Here is a 19,282-nt window from a genome sequence, read left to right as displayed (position 1 = left end):
GCGCCCAGAATTCAAGTGTAATTAGGCGCGTTTTTTATGTCCGACATACTCTCAAAAACACAGCTCACCCGCATGAGTAAGCTACAAAGAAAATTACGTAGTGAAGTGGGTAAGGCGATTGCCGACTACCAGATGATAGAAGAAGGTGATCGTGTGATGTGTTGTCTCTCTGGGGGCAAAGACAGCTACGCTATGTTGGATATCTTACTCAACCTTCAGCAAAGAGCACCCATCAAGTTCGAAATCGTGGCGGTTAACTTAGATCAGAAGCAGCCAGGTTTTCCTGAAGAGGTGCTACCCAATTATCTCGACTCTCTTAACGTCGCCTATCATATCCTTGAGAAAGACACCTATTCTATCGTCAGGTCCAAGATCCCTGAGGGGCAAAAGACGTGCTCTTTATGTTCACGACTCCGTCGCGGTACCCTCTATGGATTCGCTCAACAAATTGGCGCGACTAAGATTGCCTTAGGGCATCATAGAGATGACATCATAGAAACCATGTTCCTAAACATGTTTTATGCCGGTAAGCAGAAAGCCATGCCGCCTAAGCTCCTGTCTGATGATGGTGCCAACATGGTGATACGTCCATTGGCTTATTCGCGCGAGAAAGACATAGCCGAATATGCTGAACTTAAGTCGTTCCCTATTATTCCATGTAATCTTTGTGGCTCTCAGGAAAACCTCAAACGTGCATCGGTAAAGGCCATGCTCGAGCAATGGGACACAGAGCATCCTGGACGAATCGAATCTATCTTCACCGCCATGCAGAATACGTCACCTTCACAGGGCGTTGACCGGGAGAAGTTCGATTTCCTTGCACTTAAGAGAGATGCAGACGCTCCCTTGAAGGGAGAAGTCGCCGAGTCAGATTTACCGGCTTTCGATTTCCTCGATGTGGCTAATAATGGTCATATCGATCTGGATGCGGCGAGTCGAGCGACGAAAGAGCAGATGATTGACGTTGTGAGTACCTATACGCCTTAATGTTATCTTGGGACGATCATTTATGATTGAGCCCTGGAACAGAAAAATCCCGGCCAGTGCCGGGATTTTTGTTTTCAGTCAAGCTGAGTTTAGCTGATTGCTTTACTGATCAGTATTAACCATGAGTCCATGGACTGATGACTAAGGGCTTAGTGTCAAACTCTACCACAGAGAGCTTATTTAGCTGCTCTTGAGAAAGTCTTAATTTGTCAGTGAAAACTTGTCTTTGGCCATCGATTTTAACCGATGTTTGGCTGCCAGATTCAAACTCGAAGTTAATGCCTTCGATATCTTGGCTGAAATAACGCATAGGGAATCCCTGCATGTCGCTCAGCATAGTGTTCATCTCAGCCTGTAGTTCCAGTAACTCTTTCTGGCTATAACTCTGTTTGGTGTTCTTAGCCCTGACTTGCATAGAGATATTGCAATTATCGGCTGAGCCTTTAATGTCCAAATTCACTAATGCCCTATCTGACTTGAGCCTGGCATCATAGGGTAAGAATATTCTCTGATCCTGTGTGATCGTCAGCGGGAAAGATTCTGTCTCCGTGGTGATGGTGCCACTTTTTATTAAACATTTAGACTTGTTAGGTACAGAAAAAGCGATCTCCACTAATGGATAGTTCCCCTTATTAACTTGTTTAAGTCTTTGAAAAAAACCTTGGTATGGTATGGATATTGGTGCTGCTTGTACCGAAGTAACTGCAACGAGTAAACAGCTAAATAGAAGGCCTTTATTCATGATTCTCCAGCAAATACTGCTTGTTTTGACGTAACATCTCCAAGAGGTCATCTATATATGCCTCCTGTCGTTCGGAATAATTAACTAGGCCGTATACTAACTGATCTGCAACGGGAAGTTTGTCTTGTGCACGTAAATCTGCACGAATAGATCTTAATAATGAATAGGCGGCATTGGAATTGAGGTTTCTCATATAAGATGCCACCGAATCCTCTACTGAATTGAACACTGCGACTTCATGGAATTTACCCGGGCTGCGGGACAGAGGCACAAGTCCACATCCTTGCTTGAAACACCATTGGCCAAAAAAGTTGAGCCCCTCTCGTGCAAAACGAACGCTGCCCCAACCCGATTCGTTGGCGGCTTGGATAAGTACCAGCGACTCAGGGATGATGTCGACTCTATTCAAGAGTTCACTTAGGGTCTTGGCATTGATACTTCTAGGTGAGTACTGATATTTATTGGCAATCTCTTCAATTTTGAAGTGTTCGCCTTGGGTGAGCGTTAGCCCATCTTGCAGGTGCTGATAGCTGAGTGAAAGATATTGACGCTCCTGGGTGATAATGGCGTTTTGATGACGAATTGACGGGCGGAGATAATCAAAGAATGCTCGCTTCATTTGAGGCAGATCAGCAATAGACTTAAAGTCAGGGATCCGATTTATGGTCTGTTGATTCTCAATTAATTTACCCAGAGTCCCCTGATCATTATCGACTGTTTTAATGAAGATGAGTCGTAAAAGAATGATGGTGACAATCACTAGACTCAAGGACACGGTTAATTTAGCGACTCTACCTGATTTCATTTTTTTCTCTTGTGTTCAAAACTGACAGTGATTATATGTCATATAACTTAATTGACAAAACCCCATACAAATTCCATGTTGTAAGTTATAATCGAAGCCATCGCATATTGGTTGGGTATTCAGGAAGGAAACACCCGGATGCAAAATAACAAATTAAATCAATTTGAAAACATAGTCGCAGTTGGTGGAGGCCATGGACTGGGACGTGTGTTGTCATCTCTCTCATTTCTAGGTGCTAAGCTCACCGGCGTTGTCGCTACCACGGACAACGGAGGCTCAACGGGTCGGTTACGTGAACAGCAAGATTGTATCGCCTGGGGAGACCTCAGAAACTGTTTATCACAACTCTCAAGTCGCCCTTCTATCGGCTCTCTGTTATTCGAGTACAGATTTTCTGGGGAAAATGAATTAAGCGGCCATAACCTAGGTAATCTTATCTTGCTGGCCTTAGATCAGCTCTGTGTGAGGCCATTAGAAGCGGTAAATCTCATCAGGGAACTGCTTAATATTGAGACTAAGGTGATCCCTATGTCTGAAGAACCTACCCATTTGGTGGCAATTGAAGCCTGTGGTAATCGAGTCTTTGGCGAAACCAGTGTCGATGGCATGGACACTCATCCCATGGCCTTGTCGCTAGAGCCTATGGTGGCAGCCACCTGTGAAGCGTGTGAAGCCGTAAGAAAGGCTGATTTAGTGATATTGGGACCAGGCAGTTTCCTTACCAGTATTATGCCGCCGTTATTATTAGCAAAATTTGCATCAGCACTTAACGAATCGAAAGCTAAAGTCATCTTAGTCGATAACTTGACTCGTGAACCCTCATCATCGGCGAACTTTTCTCTACAGCAGAGGATTGACTGGTGCCACCAAATCTTAGGCCTTAAGGTGATAGATCAGGTGTTATGTCACTCTGAAGACAGTTATCAAGATGGCATCATCTCTTATCGACCATTAGTGAGTAAACACCATGTGGGCTTACATGACAAAACGGCGCTTGCCGATGCCTTGGCGAGTATGCTTGAGTTAGACATAAAGCAGAATGATATTTTAGTCGCCGTTTAGACTCGGGCTAAGAGACGAAAAGGACAGCATTAGCTGTCCTTTTTCATTTTACAATGATGATGCAGTAACTAGAGTACGGCTGCAATGGCTTTACAGATCACTGGCATATTTTCAATTGTCATGCCCGCGACACTGATTCGGCCGGAGCCCACTATGTATACCGCGTGCTCATCTTTAAGTTTAGCGACCTGCTCTTTGGTTAAGCCTGAAAAACTGAACATACCATTTTGCGTAGAGATAAAGCTAAAGTCTTGTTTAACACCTTCAGACTTTAGTGTCTCGACAAATAAGCTACGCATTTTTCCAATACGCTCACGCATCTCTTTTAATTCACTCTGCCAAAGTGTTTTTAACTCACTATCCCCGAGAATGGTACTGACGATCAGTGCGCCATGAGCCGGCGGATTAGAGTAGTTGCCACGAATTGTACTTTTTACCTGGCTGAAAGCCTTAGTGACATCGGCTTGGTTTGCGGCGACTAAGGTAACGGCACCAATTCTTTCGTTATACAGGCCAAAGTTCTTAGAGAAAGAGTTGGCTATGATAAGTTCAGGCACCTTATTAGCGACAATTCTTAAGCCTTGTGCGTCTTCTTCTACGCCAGCACCGAAACCTTGGTAGGCAAAATCAAATAAGGGCACTAATCCTAGCTCGACGCAGAGTTCGGCCATTATATGCCACTCGGCCTGGGTAAGGTCTATACCGGTTGGGTTATGACAGCAACCATGCAATAACACCAGATCACCCGCTTTCGCTGTTTTGAGATCAGTAACCATGGCATCAAAATCTTTACCATGAGTCTCAGCCTTGTAATAGCGATATTGCTTAATATTGAGTGATGCAGATTTAAAGATATTCTGATGGTTCGCCCAGGTCGGATTACTTACCCAGATTGTTTTTGAGTCCGTGTTACGGACTAAAAACTCAGCGGCCACTCTTAGAGAGCCGGTTCCACCTGGGGCTTGAGCCGTTAAAGCTCGCTTATTTTTAATAATGTCGTGGTCGGCACCAAAAAGCAGCTCTTGTACTACAAGGTTATATGCCTCAACGCCTTCAATGCCCAGATAACTTTTGCTCTTCTGTGTGGCAAGTAATCTCTCTTCGGCAAGCTTGACCGATTTGAGTATTGGAGTCGAACCTGACTCGTCCTTATAAATTCCCACACCGAGATTTACTTTTTCTGTTCTTGTATCAGCTTTAAAAGCATCGGTGAGGCCTAAAATGGGATCGGCAGGAGCAAGTTCAATCTGGGTAAATATCATGACGTCTTCCTAAAAAGATGAGGTTAGCTGTTCTAAACTCTCTTTATACCATTGTGAGTCAGGCACCGAAAGCGAGTTTTTGTATGATAATAAAAAATAGTTATAATTTACAGGAACAAGCAATAAATCGGCAAAATTATGAATAATATTGATTTATAAGGTAGTTTTGTTAAGGATTCTCACCTTGATAAAAAAGCATCAATTTACGCCTGATTAAAATTTATGGGATAAAAAAGCAGTCAGTTCAATTCATTGAACCTGGAGTGATAAGTAAAATTTAAAATCAGGTTTTAATTACCTAGAAACCTTAGTTACAAAGCTGCCTGCCTAATAAGTCATGCAGAAGCTTAGAGTCTAAATTTTTCTTCATCGCCCCTGCTCTCCTCTCCTCTCCTCTCATAATAAAGGAAAGGAAAGGAAAGGAAGCAAGTGCTTAAATCTGCACCAGCCCTACTCTTATAAAGGCAAAAGAGTAAGGAGTGTTTTAACCAGTTTCTGTGCTGTGTTGTCATCTTAGGCATGGTAACCAAGGCCAAGCTCTTAGATAAAGAAAGCTGAACCGGCACATGCCCGCTCTTATCAAGCGAAGAGTAGCGATGGATTTTAAATCTTTTCTGGATTTCAGATACAAAAAAGCCCCGACTTATGTCAGGGCTTAAATGATGGTACCCGAGGCCGGACTTGAACCGGCACGCCTATTAAGCGAGGGATTTTAAATCCCTTGTGTCTACCGATTCCACCACTCGGGCAAACTCGTTGATTCTGATGATACGTATTATCGGTAGTTAATACTGTGTCTCTCAAAGAAAACACTCATCACAATCTAAATGTGGAGGCGCGACCCGGAGTTGAACCGAGATAGACGGATTTGCAATCCGTAGCATAGCCATTCTGCCATCGCGCCAAATTTTATTATCTGTAAGATACACTGTTGATTTGAATAATCAATCAACTGGCTCTTCTTAGATAATCAGTATGATTGGAGCGACATATCGGGTTCGAACCGATGACCTATACCTTGGCAAGGTATCGCTCTACCAACTGAGCTAATGTCGCTTACATCAATTTATCAATCATACTTGCAGCAAGTTCTTTCTTAAGAAGCTTTCCCCTGACTGCGGAATGGCATTCTACCGTTTTACTGCCGAGAGTCAATCATGAAAATAGCGTTTATTGCGCTTTTTCTTCTGACTGTTGTTAAAGTGGTCGTTATGGTTAAAAATACACAAACTTCTGATTAATCAATGTTCAATACGGCGGTAAAAACTAAAAAGCCTAGAATTAACTAGGCTTTTTTAATTAGGGGTTAAGCGACCAGCTGGTCATTTATTAGCTGTTTGGTAATGATTGATAGTTAAGATCAAGCATCTTCTGCATAACGCCTACAACCTGGCAGCTGTAACCAAATTCATTATCGTACCAAACATAAAGAATGGCACGGTTACCCTCAGCAATCGTCGCGTGTGAATCGATAACGCCGGCGTAACGAGAACCAACCAGATCAGACGAGACTATCTCTGTTGAGTCAGTAAAATCAATTTGATTCTGAAGGTCTGAATGCAATGACATGTCACGTAGGTATTCATTAACCTGCTCTTTATCTGTCTCACCTTCAAGATTCAAAGATATGATGGCCATAGATACGTTCGGTGTAGGAACACGGATAGCATTACCGGTTAGCTTACCTGCAAGTGCTGGTAAAGCTTTAGCAACTGCTTTAGCCGCACCTGTTTCAGTGATAACCATGTTTAATGGTGCACTACGACCACGACGATCAGCACTATGATAGTTATCAATCAAATTCTGGTCATTGGTATATGAGTGAATAGTTTCTACATGACCGTTGGTGATGCCATACTTATCATTCATCGCTTTCAATATTGGTGTGATTGCATTAGTAGTACAGCTAGCCGCTGACACTATCTTGTCTTCACTGAGGATGTCAGATTCATTCACACCGAAAACGATGTTTTTAATCTGACCTTTAGCTGGGGCAGTAAGCAAGACTTTAGATACACCTTTAGACTTTAGATGAAGGCCAAGTCCATCTTCATCTTTCCAGATACCTGTGTTGTCTACTACTAGCGCATCCTTGATGCCGTACTTAGTGTAATCCACTTCATCTGGTGAGTTAGCATATATCACCTGAATATACGTGCCGTTAGCTATAAGGGCATTGTTCTCTTCATCGACTTCTACAGAACCATTGAACGGTCCATGAACTGAATCACGTCTAAGCAGGCTCGCACGTTTTTCTAAATCACCCTTGCGACCACCGCGTAGTACGATAGCGCGAAGACGTAGCTTATTACTCACACCCGTTTTTTCTATTAATAAGCGAGCGAGTAAGCGACCGATGCGGCCAAAACCATAAAGCACAACATCTCTGGCTTCTTGGGTATCTTCATGATCGATAGCAGATGCAAGCTCACGGCTCATATAAGCTTCGATATCACTGCCATCTTTATGTTCACGCCAATAGTTGATAGCCAGCTTGCCTATATCAACTTTACACTGTTTAACGGCGAGTTTGCTTAATGCTTCTACGAAAGGAAAGCTTTCACGCAATCTGAGTTTATGGCCAACAAAACGACGCACCAGACGGTGAGATTTGATGATCTCAATGGTAGAGGCATTGAGAAGCGGCTTACCGTATAAAACGACTTCGACACCTTGATTACGATATAACTTACCAAGCAAGGGCTGCATAGCCTCTGCCATTTCGAAACGTTCTTGCCAGCTTTGTAGGTGTTTATCAGCGCTCATTCACAAATCCTTTATCTCTCTTTTCTGTTTTTTTTTCAGAAATGATTGAGTAACAAAAAGAAAAGACCAATACTCTAATTAATAATAGGGGCTAATCCCCTTGTGGTCGGCGCTATTGTAATGAAAAGTAGCCTTTCAGGCTAGCAAGATATTTTTTGTAACGCTGTAATTTTATTAGCAAAAAAATGGCTCGGAGCCTATTTTGACACGAAATTTTGTAATAATTACATCATTTATTAGCTTTGTTGCATTTTCAGGGCTATCAGGCTGTGAAAAACAACTAGATACAGGATCCATTTGTAAAAATAATCCTGAACTTTGTAGCGATCTTCATGCCGATAGTTGGTGTAGATATGAAAAAGGCGACTTAATTCGTAAAAGATATGAGCTAAAGTTTACCCAATCGCCTTCTGGCAAACAGTTATATGAGCAACTGCTCAACTTAGAAAAGTACAATAAGTGCATAGAACTGGCCGCCGGTGTAAAACATATTCTCCATCCTGAGAGAAGCAACGATCGAGTTCGCGCCTTTGGTTTGAGTGCCCAAACCTTGTCTCAGCTTCAAGACACCACTAAGAATAGCCAAGATCTTTACCTAGCCTTCTATCACTGGACACGCTTCAATGACATAGAAGCACAGAAAATAGTGTTAGCGGCTTATAAAAATCATCAAATAGATGACATATTATTACTGTCCCGAGTGGCTTCCTATTATCAAAAGTTTGATGCTTTACAATCTAATCTGATTTATCTCCAAGTGCTGGATCTCAGTAACAAGGATAATTTCAATCCAGATTGGCTATTAGGCTTATCAAATAATTACCAAAAGCTTAAGGATCTGGAGTTAACGTATTTATTGGCCAGAGCCAATGTCTTGATGACTGAACAGAATGTGTCGGAAGAGAAGATGCTCGGATTAATCTATGGCGACAAACCTTTACAGACATATCTCGACTCACAGGCCGAAGTGCTCGTGGACGTAATAGAAAGTGGTGCATTTTCTTCCAGCGATATCAAGAAAATGCTGCAAAGAACCACTGTGAGTCAATAGATAAGGACTGCCAGGCCATAAACGTTTTGTTAAGAACTCTTCCCATTAAAAATGTATGCCATGTCGGAAGATATTTACAAAAAAGGGGCTAGTTTTTGTAAAAAACATGACCTATGTAAAAATAAAAGCGAAATTGTTATGTATAAATGGCTTTTGTAAGGGATATTACTTGACGGTGGCTGTCAGTTTGGTAATTTTACAACCAGAAGATTATTTTACATATTACCAGAGGGATATCGAATGACTATCCGCGTAGCAATTAACGGTTATGGCCGTATCGGACGAAATATTTTACGTGCACTTTATGAAAGCGAAAAGGATTACCCAATCCAAATCGTCGCACTCAATGATCTAGGCGATTCATCTATCAACGCACACCTGACAAAATATGATTCTGTTCATGGTCGTTTTAACGCTAAAGTCGATCATGATGAAGAAGCCATCTATGTTAACCAAGATAAGATCCTGACTTTCTCAGAAAGAGATCCGTCTAAACTGCCTTGGGCTGAATTAAATATTGATGTGGTTTTTGAATGTACCGGTATCTTCACTTCTAAAGAAGCAGTACAACCACACCTAGATGCAGGAGCTAAGAAAGTTCTTATCTCTGCACCGGGTAAAAACGTTGACGCTACCGTTGTTTACGGTGTTAACAACAATGTCATTACCTCTGATATGACTGTTGTGTCGAACGCTTCTTGTACTACAAACTGTTTAGCTCCTATGGTTAAGCCGTTAAACGATGAGATTGGTATCGAGTCAGGCCTGATGACAACGATTCACGCTTACACCAACGACCAACGTTTGTCTGATGTTTACCATACAGATCTACGTCGTGCTCGTGCAGCTGCCATGTCAATGATCCCAACTAAGACAGGTGCTGCTGCTGCTGTTGGACTTGTGCTTCCAGAGCTTGCCGGTAAGTTTGATGGATTAGCTGTACGTGTTCCTACTGTTAACGTGTCTTTGGTCGATTTAACATTTATCTCGACTCGTGATACTACGGTAGAAGAGATCAATGCGATTATCGACAGTGCCGCATCAGTATCTCCAATGAATGAAGTATTGGCCGTCAATAAGGAGCCTTTGGTTTCTATCGATTTCAACCATAATCCCTTCTCATGTAACTTTGATGCGACCCAAACTCGCGTCAATGGTCGCCTAGTTAAAGTTATGGCTTGGTATGATAACGAGTGGGGTTTCAGTAACCGTATGCTAGATAACGCTGTTGCTTTGATGACTGCCAAGTAATCTAAACTTGTTTTAGAAAAAGCCAACCTCAAGGGTTGGCTTTTTTATGTCTACATCTAGCCCGAATAATGCCTGTATATACACAGAGTGCTATTCGGCAGAGCATAAAAAAGGAAGCCAATGGCTTCCTTTTTTTATGACTTAAAGAGTGAGCTTACTGCCCTCTTCTTCTCCATGCCATAAACTGGCCAAGCATCAGGAACACACCACCGGCTAAACCAAAGGCGGGCCAGAGTGAAGCTGTCTTAGGCAGCTCGGCAGGTTCTTCCACCTCTATGATCAGTATCTCTTCAGTCGCCGGGAGGACCTGATGAATTTCAAAGCGGTCGCTAGGGACATAGAATGCAAGATCATAGCCCTTAGGTATCATCTCCCAGCTAACATCTTTGCCACCGGCGTTGACAGTCGCATTACTATTGACCTTAAATGATAAACGCTCAGTGCTACCATCGGCTTCGCGAACATCTACCGTGGCGTGATTAGGCTGACGAAAACGTACGAACTCAGCTGCCAGTTTAACGTAGGTCTTACCATCTTGTTCAAGGACTTCCTGACAAGCATTGGCTACACTTGGATATTTATCCAGTACATCCTGATTCCAGTCTACTTCACTACAATCTTTAGCCAAGGCAGCCGGTGATGCAAGTACTCCAGCGATTAATAGTAAGCGCATTGATTTATCCATTTTCATCTTCCTTTTTAGTTAACTTACATAGATATCGTGACTTTAAAACTGCTCGGCTCTGACTATGTAGCGCTGAGGGGCACTACCGACAAAGTAAAAGGGGTAGCAGGTGATCAAGGTGACCGAAGGTCTGCTTGTGCGTTTCATTACATAAGTATCTTTGGGGTCGACTATCCAGGTGTCGACCACCCTGAACCTATGAATTTGTCCATTTAAATCTGTGATGCTGAGTTCCTGCCCTAAGGTCAATTGGCCAATCTTTCGAAAGAAGCCATCCCTGTGGCCAGCTAAACTCAAGTTACCCTCGCCATTCATTCCCCTGGATGGGATAACTCGGCCAACACCCTTATTAAGATTAACCTCGGCTGTGCCATCGAAAATGGCAACTTCAAGTTTGATGGAAGGAATGGCTAACAGGCCTAGCAAGGGACTGGTTGGTTTGGCGGTGGTAAAGCTCTCTATACGTGTCTGTGACCAATCAGACATCATGGGTCGTAACAAGCTGGACTCTTGCTTACTGGCTTCCTGCTTACTTGAGGCGCCTGTCTTGGAGATTGTCTGTGAGCCCTGATGAAGTGGCTGAGTTGGGAGCTTAACTTGAGTCCTGTGCAGATGAGTCGAGTTAGCAGCGACATCTTCGACACTTGGTTTGACTATGTTTTTTTTTGCTGAGACCTTGACTGGTAATGGCTTAAATATGGCTTGATTCGAGGCGATGATATTTTTGACATCATCTATGGCAACTTGTTCACCATAGGCGGCATGAAGCTTGGCCATGATAAATAAAGATAGGCAAATAAGGCCAAGAATTTTAAGACTACGCTCTATTAGTATCAGTTTCGCCCCCACTTCCTTTTGTTACGCAAATGATCCCTTGATTAGGCAAAACTATCACCATATTGCAAATATGCAACATGTATTGCTGGGTAATGTGATTTAGCAACAAACTATCACTAGTTTTCCCTATGATAATCTTGAGGTTATTTTTGTTTTTAATGATTAAAGTCGACAATGAACACCGAGTTGTCTGGGACAATTATGACTCTGGTATAGGCATACTTCTTCAGTTTATTATGAGGTGATCATCAGGCGCAGGATAAAGCTACAGCACTAGTTAGCCGGTAGTGTGTTAAGCAATACCCACCTTTTTGGGGTGACAAGATGAACAAATAAGACATTGGCTTCTAAAAATATTGGAGAGCCATTTACTTTGGTCTAGGTTCGGGTAAAAATATGCAACCATTTATATTTTTCAGTCTGCCTTTTATATGTCTCTTGTTTTCGTACTCGTAGAACCCACACGAGCCGCCAATGTCGGTGCTGCCGCCAGGGCAATTAAAACCATGGGCTTTGAACAGCTTATTTTAGTTAATTCGAGTCTACATCTCGAAAAAGAAGCCCATTGGGTCGCCCATGGCGCCACAGATATTTTGGAACGTACTTTAGTCGTCGACTCAGTTGCAGATATACGAGCACAATATGATCAGCTTATAGCAACTACAGCGAGAGAGAGAGGGACTCCCAGGCAGTACTTAACACCTGACGAGCTAAAAGGCACCTTAATAGAACAATCAGATTCGGTAAAGAAGATAGCCCTGCTCTTCGGTCGCGAGTCCAGCGGCTTGTCTAACAGTGAGCTAGAATTATGCGATGTATTCTCCTATGTGCCACTGATTAACGACTATCCTTCTCTCAACCTTGCCCAGGCTGTCATGGTATATAGCTATGCCTTGAGTGAGGTCAACAATCGTCTTAAACAGAAACAAATCCAGCCCCAAGAGGGACAACTTCAAGCGTTGAAAAACAGAACCCAACTCTTGTTACAAGAGCTAGGTACCCAAGATGATGTAAAACTGTCGCGCTGGTTACTCGATGGCATGAGTTTGCTCGGTGACAGAGACTGTAAGATGGCTCATCAGCTGCTCAATGATATCGGTAGGAAACTCAATACCGACAAATGAAAAACCTGACCAAGACTGAGATTTTTAGCAGATAAAGAATGGTATTCAGCCGCTTACAAAATTAAAAGCCTCATTAAATAATGAGGCTTTTTTTTGCCTGTTACAGGCTAATATTCTGAATGAGAATCACTCTCCTTATCCTTATTAATTGCTTATCTTTCACGTACATATAATATTTCCAAGCATAATAATTTGGTCTAGCAGACTGATCTGTATTACCTATTATTTAACTAGATAGATCATGTTTCGCTATGGAGTGGCTATTGTCTGGATAACAACTAGCCACTTTGCTAACTGTTTGGTCAATATGACCCATAAGTTAATTAGTTTTTGGAGAGTGCTGATGAAAGGTAAGAGTAAAGTCACCCAAGTACTGAATCAGATGTTGTTGTTAGAACTAACTTCAATCAATCAATACTTCCTACATGCCCGTATTTTTAAAAACTGGGGATTAGAAGAGCTAAACGAGAAAGAATATAAAAAATCGATTCTCGATATGAAACAGGCAGATGATCTGATTGAACGTATTTTGTTCTTAGAAGCCCTGCCTAACCTGCAGCAATTGAATAAATTGCGCATTGGTGAACATACAGAAGAGATGATCCAGTGCGATAAAGATCTACAAGACGAACAAATTGCGGCATTACGTGGAGCCATCGCCTTGTGTGAAACCGAAGAGGATTACGTCAGTCGAGAATTACTCGAAGATATCTTAGAAGGTGAAGAAGATCATTTAGATTGGATCGAGGCACAGCAGTTCCTCATAGGTGCTACAGGCATTGAGAATTACCAGCAAACCATGATGGAGGATTAACATGAAAGGTGTTCAGAACGTCATCAACCACTTAAACAAACAACTGACCCTAGAGTTAACCTCGATGGATCAGTACTTGGCACATTCTAAGATGTATGAAGATTGGGGGATAAATAAGCTACATGAGAAGCTGTCTCACGAATATCTAGAGGAGTTAGAGCATGCAAAGCGCCTGACTCAACGTATATTATTCTTGGAAGGAACCCCAGATACGGCGTCAAGACAAGCCATTAACGTTGGCGACAATGTCAAACAGATGTTGAAAAACGATCTGGCGGCAGAAAGAACCGTGGCAGAGAGTCTTAGACAGATCATAGGCATATGTGAAATTGAGCAAGACTATATCAGCCGGGAAATACTTGAAGATCTGCTCGATGATACCGAAATGGATCATATCTACTGGTTGGAACAACATCTGGGTTTGATAGATAAGATAGGCATACATAATTATATACAATCGCAGATGGGCAGTCAGGACAGCTAATGGCTCACCAGCTTGTTCTGATTAAGCGTCGAGTATCTTGCTGTAAATATCGAGATACTCGATTTTCTCTATTCACCCTTATAGACATTATTGTTAGCTAAGCCCACGTAAAACTTGGTTAGCACCGAGTTTTAAGCCATCGTCTAATGCATCAATAGTCTGTTTCAAGTATCCAAGTAAGATATCTTGCTCGAATGAACTGATTTGTGAGCAGATCACCGCTCGGAAAATCTCCAGAGCATTGGATTTATGGGTCAAGAGACTTGCCACACGGATTCGCTGTACTCCTTGGTAGAGCTCAAACAGTGAATAATTAGCCAAAATACTCATGTTGTCTATAGCCTCTTTAAACCTGTGAGAACCTTGCACTATCACTGAATTGGAGGCTCTAGCCTTCGCATTAATTGAATCGAAATACTTGACTTGAAATAAGCCAGTTTGAATAAACTTTGTTTCCATAAAAACTCGAGGAATAGGATAACTCTGACGTTATTATGCAAGACAATATCTGAACCTGACCTTAACCGCACGTTGTATCAAACTTTCCCATGAGGCAGTAATTAACCTGTTAACTTAGTTAACAAATTAATCCATAAGCAAGCCTGTATATTAACGGGCTGGAATTGAATATTTGGTCTGAATTAATCAATAAATCTGAGCTATCATTAGTCACAATAAAATACACGGTAATAAACTGCTTACTAATCATTTATGACTTTATCAAGGGATTCATTTTTTGTCTTAAAGGTTTATTCTTAGTAGTCCGACGGCGGCGCCCTATTAAGCTTCTCGGTCCCAGAGCCTAGTGGCTTGGTTCAATGCTGTTTACTGTCACTCAAGCTTTATTATTTGAAACTAGGCTTGTTTCTCTTGGCTTGAGGTAATTCAATGGTATTTACTGTCATTCAAGGGGATATTATTTGAAACTAAGCTTTTTTCTCAGGGCTTGCGGTAATCACTCAGTACGCTCAGGTGTATCTATCTTTATCATGGATAGCAGTTTTGTCGATAATGACATTAATTCCTAATTATCTTCTAGAACAGGCTAACGAGTGCTGAGTCATACTTTTAATCAGGACTTCTAATTAGGGCATCTGATCTGGCATGAATATCTTAAGTTATAAACCTGAGTTGCGGACACACTTCTACGGAGTTAGAAAGTGATTAGTATCATTCTCTATACATTATTTAACTGACTCTGTTTTAGCTCTAGTTTGCGAACGAAATATTAACGGTTTAAAACCGCTTAATTCGAACCACCTTCATCACTTCAATTTCAAATCCCGCCACTTTCTCAGTTTCGGGATAATAAGTCATGTTGACGCGGTTTCCTTTAAGGCACCTGAACTTTTTTGGTCGCCTGAACTTAAATGGTGCATCACAACCTTCTATCATCACAGTGTGCTGTACCCACTCCTCAACTTCTCTTTGAGTATGAGAGATAATCTTTACCCCTTCTGAGTGTACTAGCTTGTCATGTGTGGTGAGCATCTTATCTAAGTCTGATTTCATCTTGTTCCCCTGTTGAGCAGTGGTTAATGATAGCAAGTACAGCGCGAGTTCGCACTAAGATATCCAATATCAAACAGATAAATGCTGAACTAAACTGAATAGGTAAAATGACCAATCGACCAACTATTAGGTGTTCTATGACTTCTATCACAAATATGCTGATTCACAGTGTGATTATTGTATTAAGCTTTGTATTGACGTTTTTCTGCGTCAAAGATGCCCAGGCAGACAATAGGCTAAGGGTATTAACCTGGGAAGGCTATGTGACTCAAGAGGATGTGGGCAAGGTCAATGCGCTGTTAAAGAAGCAAGGATATAAATATCGAGTCGAAATAGTATCTCCCTATGCTCAGGGGGCGGATCAGATGTTCGACCTTATACGTGCTAAACAGTGTGATATCACTTTTCTTACTCTCTTTTTTATCAAGATGCAGAAGGAAAAAACTGCAAAATTAATTCAAGCAATCAATATCAAGTCTCCCAGGTTAACGAACTACGCCCACCTTTACCCTAATCTCATTGAATTGGATATGGGAATGAATAGCAAAAACCAACCATTATATATTCCCTGGGGTGGCGGCATATATGGTTTCTATATCAATAGGAATAAAGTCATCGAAGAGCAAGTGCCTCAGTCAGTCAACGCGCTCTGGTTGGACAAATGGAAACATAAATTCTCCTTAAACAAGTCTCAGGAGTGGTATAACTTAGGTCTAGCCTTGATGAAACAAAACCTTTCCCCCTTCTCACTTTACCAGGCCTTACAAGAAGAGGATCGTCAAAGGGTGCGACAAATCTCAGATCCTAAGGGACAGCTCCAACAAGAACTCTCCTCTCTTTATAGTGCTGCAGGGGATTTCTGGGAAACGGCGCCAAAATTCCATCCTGATTTGTTGATCGTCAGCAGCTGGGGGCCTGACATATATGCTGAAAATGCGAAAGGAGCTAATTGGCAGTTGATAGACTTTAAAGAAGGACATATGGCCTGGTTAGATACCATCAATTTCGTTAAGGGATTGGAGGGCAGAAAACTCGAAGCCGCAGAGATTTTCGCAAATTATTTTATCAGTAAACAGGTTCAAACTCGTGTGTCTCGAGAGCTTTCTATGGTGCCTGCATCTAAGCTGGCACCAGCCAATACCATGCTTGGTGACGCAATGAGTATCCTTAAGGAGAACATGTTTGTGCCTCCCTATGATCATAGCTCTTATGAGATCATGAAAAAGATGACCGACAAGGCCAGCAAAGACGCTAAGCAGGATGTCAGTCAAGAGTCAGCCTCTCATTAAATGTTCATTGGCCTAAGAGCCAGCATATGAGTGAGGGCAAGCTTGTTTGTGAAAGTGGGACCTAGGCGCTTGTGACATGCACAAGTTATTATCGAGTACTGAGTCTCGATATATGAGGCTGTTATTCTAAGCCTGAAATTTGTCAGGCCCAATAAGTTATTTAAAAATGAGCAACATTTCACAGGCGGTGCACTGGCAATCTGTTCCACAGATCACGCAGACATAATCAGAATGATTTTTGCTGTTATTCCACCTCGCAGGGTGCTCCTTGATTAGCGTGGCACCTGCCTTGGTAAAGTATCTCACCGCAGAGTTGTTTGGGCTCTGCTTCCATAGATGGCCTATTCCTGCAATCGCCCCCTGCCTCTTCGTCGCTGCAATTGAGGCGCTTAATAGCTTGCCTCCTATCCCTGCACCACGGAATGGCTCGGCAAGGGTATTACACTTAAAATAACAGACTTTTGGAGCCTCTATCCCCCAAGCATGGGGCGTACACCATTTATCAGTTTGCCAATTCCCCGGCGCATAAGTGAGGCGGAAACCGATGAGCTTGCCATCATGATGAGCAACAAAGTTTGCATTTATCTCATTACTTATTCCCTTTTGATACAGAGCGGCTAAGGATGTTTCATTTAAATAGCCGTCACCATGAACCAGATTGCCTAGTGAGATGACATCGGTAAAATGTGCTGCGGTTAATGTTTGAATCATAGGGTGCTCCAGCTAACTCGCTAATGATGAATATATGAGGGATAAGCTAAACAAAAAATCCAGATAAGTACATAGGCGGGAAAGTTTGACCTTCGATCTGAACGTCTATTTTGTTACACTCTCTACGCCTGTTCCCCCTTAGCATAAATCTATAAAATCGAATACGACAATTTTGTATCAAAGATTTATCAAACTGGGACTTCCCCTGTAACCTAGTGGAAACAAAACAAAAATGGACATCCTTAAATGAAAAAATCATTGATATCGTTCGCCTTGCTAATCGCGCTAGAGGCATGCTCACAGGATGTCGAGATGAGCCATAACAAACCACAAGCCAGCCATGATGGAACAGATATTTATCAAGTTATGCTCGACAAGTTTATTAGTCTGGATATACCAGACGAACTCTCCAGCTTGAGCGTTATCGATATAAATACCCAGAGTAAACCAGACTCCATCGATGATCTGAACAAGGTGAATCTTGAACCGAAATATAACAATGCAGAGCTAAAAATGCATAACCAAGACATAGGTCTAGCAAATACTGAATAGCTTTTATCTACAAGGTTCAGCCTGGTCTGACGGATAGTATGAGACACGATAACACCTTCATAGAAGCTGTTGATCAACTCAAGTCTTACGTGAAATGCTTGCCAATCGTTTTGAACATTACTCTTATCTTGCTGAATTTTCACCCAACTGCTTGTTTCATTATATAAAAACTAGTGGAGCATTTGTTTCCTCAAGGTTATTATCTTGTCCGTATAGGAATATATTAGGATCAGGTATAAATGGAAAAGTTACCCCAACAAGAATTAGGTGCACGCTTTAAGCAAGCTGTAGATAAGCCTAAAAAACTTATTATCATCATCTATCAATTTATAACAAAAATGCTCGCTTCAATTAGTGGCATGCTTGCCAGGTTAACCTCTGCTCAAAAATCATACCTGATCGCCCTCTTATTACTCATTTTTTCTGATAATCTTGGTCTAGTCGCCATGGTGACCGTACTTGCCTTAAGCTTGGAATTCTGGCCCCTGTTCGCAAGAGTCTGGCATAGTTTATCGGGTAAGGCCGTGTTACTACTTTTTTATGCCGTCATAGCCAACTTCGCCATTGCTGGCGCGGCTTCCGTGGTAAATGAAGTTGTCGGTGTATCTACGGAGCATTTTTCATACACACATAATTTTGCCATCTTGCTGTATCTACCCGCCTGGATTATCGTCATGACGGCCTTGGCAATATTGCTATTACAAGTTGTTGTGCCCTTCTATCTCTTCTTCCTCTTGTTGTTAAAACCATTAGGGGTAACGGGTCTTAAACTCATAAACCACAACCACTTTAGATTCACTACTATGTTTATCCGACTGATATTGTCGTCAGTCGTGCTTTATCATCTGGTGCTGATAGCCAGTTTCGATAATGACTTGAGTCGTGACTTAAGTAATCCAGACGGTTTAGTGTTGAATAAACTTTCCCCACAAGATAAAGATGAGTTAGTTAAAGAACTCTCTCACTTGCGCGATAATGATAAAAACGATGAGGAAACCCTAAGCTTAGGGCAATTTTTCAACCAAGATAATGCGGATAAAAAAGATAAGTATGAACATATTCGTGGTGATTATGAGAAAATGGTCAGAACCATGATAGCCAGGTTTGCCTATCAGCTTGAGTCTGATAGTCGTTCTCGTTGTGCCATCGCGCCCGGTAGTAACATAGTAGAACTTAATGACTATGAAATTGTAGAAATACGCCGTGATAAATCTGCTAATTACGGTTATAGCTTCGAGGTTAAGAAGTGTATCTCTCCAGCATTTGGCCTAGATGTGAAACCAGAAACAAATTGATCCTCTCAGGCCAGTAACAGGCTAATATTCTTTGGTTATTGGTTATTGGTTAT

Annotated in this window: 19 protein-coding genes and 3 tRNA genes; 10 read left to right on the top strand and 12 right to left on the bottom strand. The window is 41.9% G+C overall.

The genetic code is table 11. From position 1 onward, the window contains the following. Positions 1-36 precede the first annotated feature (36 nt). Positions 37-987 carry a tRNA 2-thiocytidine(32) synthetase TtcA gene (gene ttcA / locus SVI_RS10155; protein ID WP_013051437.1) on the top strand — a complete coding sequence of 317 codons (951 nt, stop codon included), beginning with the start codon at positions 37-39 and terminating at the stop codon, positions 985-987. Between the two features lie 115 nt (positions 988-1,102). Here ttcA and SVI_RS10150 read toward each other — a convergent pair whose 3' ends face one another. Then, a complete protein-coding gene (locus SVI_RS10150) occupies positions 1,103-1,729 on the bottom strand; it encodes a DUF2987 domain-containing protein (protein ID WP_013051436.1) in 627 nt (208 codons plus the stop codon). Beyond that, positions 1,722-2,534, bottom strand: coding sequence for a glucosaminidase domain-containing protein (locus tag SVI_RS10145; RefSeq protein ID WP_013051435.1), 813 nt, complete (start codon positions 2,532-2,534; stop codon positions 1,722-1,724). Before SVI_RS10145 ends, SVI_RS10150 begins: the two co-directional genes overlap by 8 nt. A 138-nt stretch (positions 2,535-2,672) precedes the next feature. Between SVI_RS10145 and yvcK the strand changes: the two genes are divergently transcribed. Next, positions 2,673-3,596: a uridine diphosphate-N-acetylglucosamine-binding protein YvcK gene (yvcK, locus tag SVI_RS10140; RefSeq protein WP_013051434.1), complete on the top strand. Its 924-nt coding sequence runs from the start codon at positions 2,673-2,675 to the stop codon at positions 3,594-3,596. Between the two features lie 68 nt (positions 3,597-3,664). Here the strand turns inward: yvcK and SVI_RS10135 are convergent, their stop codons facing one another. From SVI_RS10135 to SVI_RS10115, 5 genes are all read right to left on the bottom strand, one after another. Continuing rightward, entirely contained in the window at positions 3,665-4,858 is a 1,194-nt protein-coding gene (locus SVI_RS10135; protein ID WP_013051433.1) for an amino acid aminotransferase, read from the bottom strand. Between the two features lie 663 nt (positions 4,859-5,521). After that, positions 5,522-5,607: transfer RNA gene (locus SVI_RS10130), tRNA-Leu, on the bottom strand. Between the two features lie 81 nt (positions 5,608-5,688). Continuing rightward, positions 5,689-5,762: transfer RNA gene (locus SVI_RS10125), tRNA-Cys, on the bottom strand. 76 nt (positions 5,763-5,838) lie between these two features. Further along, positions 5,839-5,914: transfer RNA gene (locus tag SVI_RS10120), tRNA-Gly, on the bottom strand. Between the two features lie 273 nt (positions 5,915-6,187). Next, positions 6,188-7,624 carry a glyceraldehyde-3-phosphate dehydrogenase gene (locus SVI_RS10115; protein ID WP_013051432.1) on the bottom strand — a complete coding sequence of 479 codons (1,437 nt, stop codon included), beginning with the start codon at positions 7,622-7,624 and terminating at the stop codon, positions 6,188-6,190. Between the two features lie 202 nt (positions 7,625-7,826). On the opposite strand from SVI_RS10115, the gene SVI_RS10110 reads away from it, so the two are divergent. Together SVI_RS10110 and gap are read left to right on the top strand one after the other, a co-directional pair. Further along, the gene (locus SVI_RS10110) at positions 7,827-8,675 is read left to right on the top strand and encodes a DUF2989 domain-containing protein (RefSeq protein WP_013051431.1); all 849 of its coding nucleotides are present in this window, start codon (positions 7,827-7,829) and stop codon (positions 8,673-8,675) included. Positions 8,676-8,915: 240 nt separating this feature from the next. Further along, positions 8,916-9,926 carry a type I glyceraldehyde-3-phosphate dehydrogenase gene (gene gap, locus SVI_RS10100; protein WP_013051430.1) on the top strand — a complete coding sequence of 337 codons (1,011 nt, stop codon included), beginning with the start codon at positions 8,916-8,918 and terminating at the stop codon, positions 9,924-9,926. 154 nt (positions 9,927-10,080) lie between these two features. Here the strand turns inward: gap and SVI_RS10095 are convergent, their stop codons facing one another. Continuing rightward, a complete protein-coding gene (locus SVI_RS10095) occupies positions 10,081-10,611 on the bottom strand; it encodes a hypothetical protein (protein ID WP_041419858.1) in 531 nt (176 codons plus the stop codon). A gap of 42 nt (positions 10,612-10,653) precedes the next feature. Beyond that, a complete protein-coding gene (locus SVI_RS20725; RefSeq protein WP_013051428.1) occupies positions 10,654-11,388 on the bottom strand; it encodes a class D sortase in 735 nt (244 codons plus the stop codon). Positions 11,389-11,879: 491 nt separating this feature from the next. On the opposite strand from SVI_RS20725, the gene SVI_RS10085 reads away from it, so the two are divergent. From SVI_RS10085 to bfr (SVI_RS10075), 3 genes are all read left to right on the top strand, one after another. Then, positions 11,880-12,572, top strand: a complete 693-nt coding sequence (locus tag SVI_RS10085) for a tRNA/rRNA methyltransferase (protein WP_013051427.1) — start codon at positions 11,880-11,882, stop codon at positions 12,570-12,572. A 343-nt stretch (positions 12,573-12,915) separates the two neighbouring features. Next, the gene (bfr, locus tag SVI_RS10080; RefSeq protein WP_013051426.1) at positions 12,916-13,386 is read left to right on the top strand and encodes a bacterioferritin; all 471 of its coding nucleotides are present in this window, start codon (positions 12,916-12,918) and stop codon (positions 13,384-13,386) included. 1 nt (position 13,387) lies between these two features. Next, positions 13,388-13,870: a bacterioferritin gene (gene bfr, locus SVI_RS10075; RefSeq protein ID WP_013051425.1), complete on the top strand. Its 483-nt coding sequence runs from the start codon at positions 13,388-13,390 to the stop codon at positions 13,868-13,870. 93 nt (positions 13,871-13,963) lie between these two features. On the opposite strand, the gene SVI_RS10070 is transcribed toward bfr (SVI_RS10075), so the two are convergent. Both SVI_RS10070 and SVI_RS10065 read right to left on the bottom strand, forming a co-directional pair. Then, entirely contained in the window at positions 13,964-14,329 is a 366-nt protein-coding gene (locus SVI_RS10070) for a hypothetical protein (protein WP_013051424.1), read from the bottom strand. A gap of 777 nt (positions 14,330-15,106) precedes the next feature. Beyond that, on the bottom strand, positions 15,107-15,382 hold the full coding sequence (locus SVI_RS10065) for a hypothetical protein (RefSeq protein ID WP_013051422.1): 276 nt from the start codon (positions 15,380-15,382) through the stop codon (positions 15,107-15,109). Between the two features lie 137 nt (positions 15,383-15,519). On the opposite strand from SVI_RS10065, the gene SVI_RS10060 reads away from it, so the two are divergent. Next, positions 15,520-16,671, top strand: coding sequence for an ABC transporter substrate-binding protein (locus tag SVI_RS10060; RefSeq protein ID WP_157608681.1), 1,152 nt, complete (start codon positions 15,520-15,522; stop codon positions 16,669-16,671). 156 nt (positions 16,672-16,827) lie between these two features. Here SVI_RS10060 and SVI_RS10055 read toward each other — a convergent pair whose 3' ends face one another. Further along, positions 16,828-17,382 carry a GNAT family N-acetyltransferase gene (locus SVI_RS10055; protein WP_013051420.1) on the bottom strand — a complete coding sequence of 185 codons (555 nt, stop codon included), beginning with the start codon at positions 17,380-17,382 and terminating at the stop codon, positions 16,828-16,830. A 246-nt stretch (positions 17,383-17,628) separates the two neighbouring features. Between SVI_RS10055 and SVI_RS10050 the strand changes: the two genes are divergently transcribed. Then, the gene (locus tag SVI_RS10050; protein WP_013051419.1) at positions 17,629-17,934 is read left to right on the top strand and encodes a hypothetical protein; all 306 of its coding nucleotides are present in this window, start codon (positions 17,629-17,631) and stop codon (positions 17,932-17,934) included. 239 nt (positions 17,935-18,173) lie between these two features. Next, positions 18,174-19,229 (top strand): hypothetical protein, encoded by a 1,056-nt coding sequence (locus SVI_RS10045; RefSeq protein ID WP_013051418.1) that lies wholly within the window; start codon positions 18,174-18,176, stop codon positions 19,227-19,229. The last annotated feature ends 53 nt before the right edge of the window (positions 19,230-19,282 follow it).

Source organism: Shewanella violacea DSS12 (assembly GCF_000091325.1).
Lineage (GTDB): Bacteria > Pseudomonadota > Gammaproteobacteria > Enterobacterales > Shewanellaceae > Shewanella > Shewanella violacea.
This window is presented reverse-complemented; position numbering and strand designations above follow the sequence as displayed.

Excerpts from the sequence above, each read along its gene's own strand:
- ttcA (WP_013051437.1), top strand. The coding sequence starts at position 37 with ATGTCCGACATACTCTCAAAAACACAGCTCACCCGCATGAGTAAGCTA.
- SVI_RS10150 (WP_013051436.1), bottom strand. The coding sequence starts at position 1,729 with ATGAATAAAGGCCTTCTATTTAGCTGTTTACTCGTTGCAGTTACTTCG.
- SVI_RS10145 (WP_013051435.1), bottom strand. The coding sequence starts at position 2,534 with ATGAAATCAGGTAGAGTCGCTAAATTAACCGTGTCCTTGAGTCTAGTG.
- yvcK (WP_013051434.1), top strand. The coding sequence starts at position 2,673 with ATGCAAAATAACAAATTAAATCAATTTGAAAACATAGTCGCAGTTGGT.
- SVI_RS10135 (WP_013051433.1), bottom strand. The coding sequence starts at position 4,858 with ATGATATTTACCCAGATTGAACTTGCTCCTGCCGATCCCATTTTAGGC.
- SVI_RS10115 (WP_013051432.1), bottom strand. The coding sequence starts at position 7,624 with ATGAGCGCTGATAAACACCTACAAAGCTGGCAAGAACGTTTCGAAATG.
- gap (WP_013051430.1), top strand. The coding sequence starts at position 8,916 with ATGACTATCCGCGTAGCAATTAACGGTTATGGCCGTATCGGACGAAAT.
- SVI_RS10095 (WP_041419858.1), bottom strand. The coding sequence starts at position 10,611 with ATGGATAAATCAATGCGCTTACTATTAATCGCTGGAGTACTTGCATCA.
- SVI_RS20725 (WP_013051428.1), bottom strand. The coding sequence starts at position 11,388 with ATGGCCAAGCTTCATGCCGCCTATGGTGAACAAGTTGCCATAGATGAT.
- SVI_RS10085 (WP_013051427.1), top strand. The coding sequence starts at position 11,880 with ATGTCTCTTGTTTTCGTACTCGTAGAACCCACACGAGCCGCCAATGTC.
- bfr (WP_013051426.1), top strand. The coding sequence starts at position 12,916 with ATGAAAGGTAAGAGTAAAGTCACCCAAGTACTGAATCAGATGTTGTTG.
- bfr (WP_013051425.1), top strand. The coding sequence starts at position 13,388 with ATGAAAGGTGTTCAGAACGTCATCAACCACTTAAACAAACAACTGACC.
- SVI_RS10070 (WP_013051424.1), bottom strand. The coding sequence starts at position 14,329 with ATGGAAACAAAGTTTATTCAAACTGGCTTATTTCAAGTCAAGTATTTC.
- SVI_RS10065 (WP_013051422.1), bottom strand. The coding sequence starts at position 15,382 with ATGAAATCAGACTTAGATAAGATGCTCACCACACATGACAAGCTAGTA.
- SVI_RS10060 (WP_157608681.1), top strand. The coding sequence starts at position 15,520 with ATGACTTCTATCACAAATATGCTGATTCACAGTGTGATTATTGTATTA.
- SVI_RS10055 (WP_013051420.1), bottom strand. The coding sequence starts at position 17,382 with ATGATTCAAACATTAACCGCAGCACATTTTACCGATGTCATCTCACTA.
- SVI_RS10050 (WP_013051419.1), top strand. The coding sequence starts at position 17,629 with ATGAAAAAATCATTGATATCGTTCGCCTTGCTAATCGCGCTAGAGGCA.
- SVI_RS10045 (WP_013051418.1), top strand. The coding sequence starts at position 18,174 with ATGGAAAAGTTACCCCAACAAGAATTAGGTGCACGCTTTAAGCAAGCT.